Annotated in this window: 2 protein-coding genes; both read right to left on the reverse strand. The window is 64.9% G+C overall.

Going from position 1 to position 1,680, the window contains the following annotated elements; genetic code table 11:
- A partial coding sequence (locus AB4Y85_RS19395; protein ID WP_441986541.1) for an electron transfer flavoprotein subunit alpha/FixB family protein occupies positions 1–917 on the reverse strand: 917 nt, incomplete at its 3' end.
- Between the two features lie 13 nt (positions 918–930).
- The gene (locus AB4Y85_RS19400; protein ID WP_441986542.1) at positions 931–1,680 is read right to left on the reverse strand and encodes an electron transfer flavoprotein subunit beta/FixA family protein; all 750 of its coding nucleotides are present in this window, start codon (positions 1,678–1,680) and stop codon (positions 931–933) included.

Consider the following 1,680-nt stretch of genomic DNA (forward strand, 5'->3'; position numbering starts at 1 on the left):
TTGAGCTGAGGGAGGATTGTGAAGAGATCGCCGACGAGGCCGTAATCGGCGACCTGGAAGATCGGGGCCTCCTCGTCCTTGTTGATCGCCACGATCACCTTGGAATCCTTCATCCCGGCCAGATGCTGGATCGCGCCCGAGATCCCCACCGCGATGTAGAGATCCGGCGCCACCACCTTGCCGGTCTGGCCCACCTGCCAGTCGTTCGGCGCATAGCCCGCATCCACCGCAGCCCGTGACGCGCCCATGGCCGCCCCGAGCTTGTCGGCGATCGGCTCGATGTACTGCTTGAAGTTCTCCGCCGAGCCCAGCGACCGTCCGCCCGAGATGATGATCCGCGCCGAAGTCAGCTCGGGACGATCGGATTGCGCGATCTCCGCCCCCTTGAAGCGCGACACGCCCGCATCCTCGGCCGCGTTTACATTCTCGATCGAAGCCGATCCACCTTCACCGGCCGCCGGGAAGGCCGCCGTGCGCACCGTGATCACCTTCTTGGCGTCGGTCGCCTGCACGGTCTGGATCGCATTGCCGGCATAGATCGGACGCTCGAAGGTATCGGGCGAGACCACCTTGGTGATGTCGGAGACCTGCATCACGTCCAAGAGCGCGGCCACGCGCGGCATGATGTTCTTGCCGTTCGAGGTCGAGGGCGCCATGAGCGCATCGTAAGAAGCGGCAACCGACACGATCAGGGCGGCGGTCGGCTCGGCGAGCTGATGCTCGTAAGCCGGGCTATCGGCCAGCAGCACCTTTTCCACGCCGTCCAGCTTGGCTGCGGCCTGTGCCGCCGCCTGGGCATTCGAGCCTGCCACCAGCACATGCACGGGCGCGCCGAGCGCTTGAGCGGCCGAGAGGGCCTTGTGGGTGGCGTCCTTCAGGTGAGCGTTGTCGTGCTCGGCAATCAGCAATGTGGTCATTGTCTTGGTCTCCTTAGAGCACGCCGGCTTCGACTTTAAGCTTCTGGACGAGCTCGGCGACTGAGCCCACCTTCACGCCCGCCTTGCGCCCGCCAGGCTCGACGGTCTTGAGCACCTTCAGGCGCGGGCTGACATCCACGCCCAGCGTCTCAGGGGAGGTCTCGTCGAGCGGCTTCTTCTTGGCCTTCATGATATTGGGCAGGCTCGCATAGCGCGGCTCGTTGAGGCGCAGGTCCGTGGTGACGATGGCCGGCAGGTTAAGCGCCAGCGTCTGCAGGCCGCCATCGACCTCGCGGGTCACGTCGACCGAGCCCTCGGCCACATCGATCTTGAAGGCAAACGTGCCCTGCGGCCAGCCCAGGAGAGCCGCCAGCATCTGGCCGGTCTGGTTGGCATCGTCGTCGATGGCCTGCTTGCCCATGATCACCAGATCGGGCTTCTCCTGCGCAATCACCTCTTTCAGGATCTTGGCGACGGACAGCGGCTCGACGGCGGCGTCGGTCTTGACCAGGATGCCCCGGTCGGCGCCCATGGCGAGCGCGGTGCGGATCGTCTCGGCCGCCTGCTGCGGGCCGATGGAAACGGCCACGATCTCGGCAGCCTTCCCCTGCTCTTTCAGGCGCACGGCCTCCTCGACGGCGATCTCGTCAAACGGGTTCATCGACATCTTCACGTTCGCAAGCTCGACGCCAGACCCGTCCGCACGAACCCGGATCTTCACGTTGTAGTCAACAACTCGCTTCACGCACACAAGAAGCTTCAT

Origin of the sequence: Microvirga sp. 2YAF29, assembly GCF_052114605.1 — a bacterium.
GTDB lineage: Bacteria > Pseudomonadota > Alphaproteobacteria > Rhizobiales > Beijerinckiaceae > Microvirga.

Excerpts from the sequence above, each read along its gene's own strand:
- AB4Y85_RS19400 (WP_441986542.1), bottom strand. The coding sequence starts at position 1,680 with ATGAAGCTTCTTGTGTGCGTGAAGCGAGTTGTTGACTACAACGTGAAG.